Source organism: Cellulomonas biazotea (assembly GCF_004306155.1).
Lineage (GTDB): Bacteria > Actinomycetota > Actinomycetes > Actinomycetales > Cellulomonadaceae > Cellulomonas > Cellulomonas biazotea.
In genome coordinates this window covers 1-2053 of sequence record NZ_BIMR01000246.1, presented here as the reverse complement: position 1 = coordinate 2053, position 2053 = coordinate 1, and the positions used below count along the sequence as shown (strand labels likewise).

The window sequence follows — 2053 nt, the reverse complement described above, 5'->3', positions numbered from 1 at the left end:
GCCGCCGCGCCCGCCCCGGAGCCGCCCGCGCCCGTCGCGCCGGCCGGGTTCGCGGCACCCGCGGAGCCCGCGCCGGTCGAGGCCCCCGTCGAGACCCCGGCCGTCGAGGACGACGTCGAGGCGTACGTCGTGCCCGCCGGGACGGTCGTCGCGACCGGCCCCGGTCTGCTCGCGCGGGTCGGCGCCGAGACGTTCGGCACGTTCGTCCTCGTCCTCGGCGGTGTCGGCACCGCCCTGTACGCCGCGGTGACCGGCGCGGGCGCCCTCGCCGTCGCGCTCGCGTTCGGCGTCGCGCTGTTCGCGGGCATCGCCGCCGTCGGCCACGTCTCAGGCGGCCACTTCAACCCCGCCGTGACGTTCGGCGCCGCGCTCGCGGGCCGCACGTCGTGGAAGGACGTCCTGCCGTACTGGCTCGCCCAGCTCGTGGGTGCCGCCGCGGCGGCCGCCGTGCTGTTCGTCGTCGTCACGACGCTCCCCGCGCTCGAGGGGCAGGAGCGGGGCTTCTTCTCGTCGACCGCCAACGGCTTCGAGGCCCACTCCCCGATCGCCGCGCAGGCCGGCGAGGGCTTCTCCTGGATCGGCGCCGGGCTCATCGAGCTCGTCGTGACCGCGGTGTTCGTCGGCATCATCCTCGGCGTGACGGACCGCCGCTCGACGTCGGGCGCCGCGCCCGTCGCGATCGGCCTCGCCCTGACGGCGCTCCTGCTCGTCGCGACGCCCGTCACCAACGGGTCGCTCAACCCGGCCCGGTCCGTCGCCGCGGCGATCTTCTCCGACGGCTGGGCGTTCGAGCAGGTCTGGCTGTTCTGGGCGGCGCCGCTGCTCGGTGCCGCGATCGCCGCGCTCGTCTACCGCGCCTTCGCGTCGGAGCCCGTCGAGGACAACCTGTTCGAGGAGGACGACGTCTACGTCACGACCGACGACGTCCTCGTCGTGGAGGACCGCGCACGCCAGGCGTGACGCGCCGCGCGCCGCGCTGACGGACGCCCCGGGGCCCACGGGTCCCGGGGCGTCCGCGCGTCAGGTCCCGTGCGGTCCCGCGCGGACGCCGGTCGTCCCCCGGTTCAACGCCGACCGGCCGGGCAGGCGTCAGTCGCCGCCGGGCATCGAGTAGGCGAGGAAGGCCAACGAGGCCGCACCGCCGAACAGGAAGAGCAGGTCGAGGGGCTTCGCGCGCACGTGCACGGCAACCGGGCCCGGGGACGGCCAGGCAGCCCGGACCACCCCGCACGCCGCGAGGACCGCGGCCAGCGTGTACGCACCGGCACGGGCGCCCACGACGAACGCGACGAGCAGCGAGACGACGACCCCCGCGCTCGTCCACCACAGCGACGCGTTGCGGGACGCGTCGAGGGACGCACGGGCGATCGCGCGCGGGTCGAGCGGCTGCTCCTCGACCGGGATCGGGCCCGACGCCGGCGCCACGCCCGCGGGGTCGCCCGCGGGACCGGGCAGCTCCGGCCACGGGATCGCGCGTCCCACCTGCTCCTGCACCATCGATCAGCCTCCCGACGGGAGACTACCGTTGCGCGGGTGACGTCCTGGCCCCCCGCACCGCCCGAGCCCCAGGACGCGCGCGAGGTGGGTGCGGTCCCGCGTGACGTCGTCGTCGTGGGCGCCGGCCTCGCCGCGACCCAGACCGTCGCCGCGCTGCGTGACCGCGGGTACGCGGGCCGGGTCACCGTCCTGGGCGCGGAGGGCGTCGCCCCCTACGACCGACCACCCCTGTCGAAGCACCTGCTGGACCGCACGGCACCCACGTGGCTCACCGACGAGATCGGCGTCGACCTGACCGCGGTCGCCGACGAGGTGCACCTGGACCGGCCCGCGCGCGGCGTGCGCGTCACCGGGACCGACGTCGCGGTCGCGACCGACGACGGCGAGGTGACCGCCGACGCGCTGGTCGTCGCGACCGGCGCACGCGCCGTCCGGCCCGCGGGCTGGGAGGCGGCGCTCACGCTGCACACCGCGGCCGACGCCGACACGCTGCGCGCCGTCGTCGGGGCGGGGCGCCGTCTCGTCGTCGTCGGGGCCGGGTGGATCGGCGCCGAGG

Annotated in this window: 3 protein-coding genes; 2 read left to right on the top strand and 1 reads right to left on the bottom strand. The window is 77.2% G+C overall.

Annotation, left to right across the window (positions count from 1 at the left end):
- Positions 1-960, top strand: a 960-nt coding sequence (locus CBZ_RS15285) for an aquaporin (protein ID WP_174768686.1), incomplete at its 5' end; no start/stop codon positions are given.
- A gap of 129 nt (positions 961-1089) precedes the next feature.
- Here CBZ_RS15285 and CBZ_RS15280 read toward each other — a convergent pair.
- Positions 1090-1497 carry a DUF3017 domain-containing protein gene (locus tag CBZ_RS15280; RefSeq protein WP_130782370.1) on the bottom strand — a complete coding sequence of 136 codons (408 nt, stop codon included), beginning with the start codon at positions 1495-1497 and terminating at the stop codon, positions 1090-1092.
- 36 nt (positions 1498-1533) lie between these two features.
- Between CBZ_RS15280 and CBZ_RS15275 the strand changes: the two genes are divergently transcribed.
- A partial coding sequence (locus CBZ_RS15275; protein ID WP_246013457.1) for an FAD-dependent oxidoreductase occupies positions 1534-2053 on the top strand: 520 nt, incomplete at its 3' end.

Coding starts and splice junctions, on each gene's coding strand:
- CBZ_RS15280 (WP_130782370.1), bottom strand. CDS start 1,497: ATGGTGCAGGAGCAGGTGGGACGCGCGATCCCGTGGCCGGAGCTGCCC.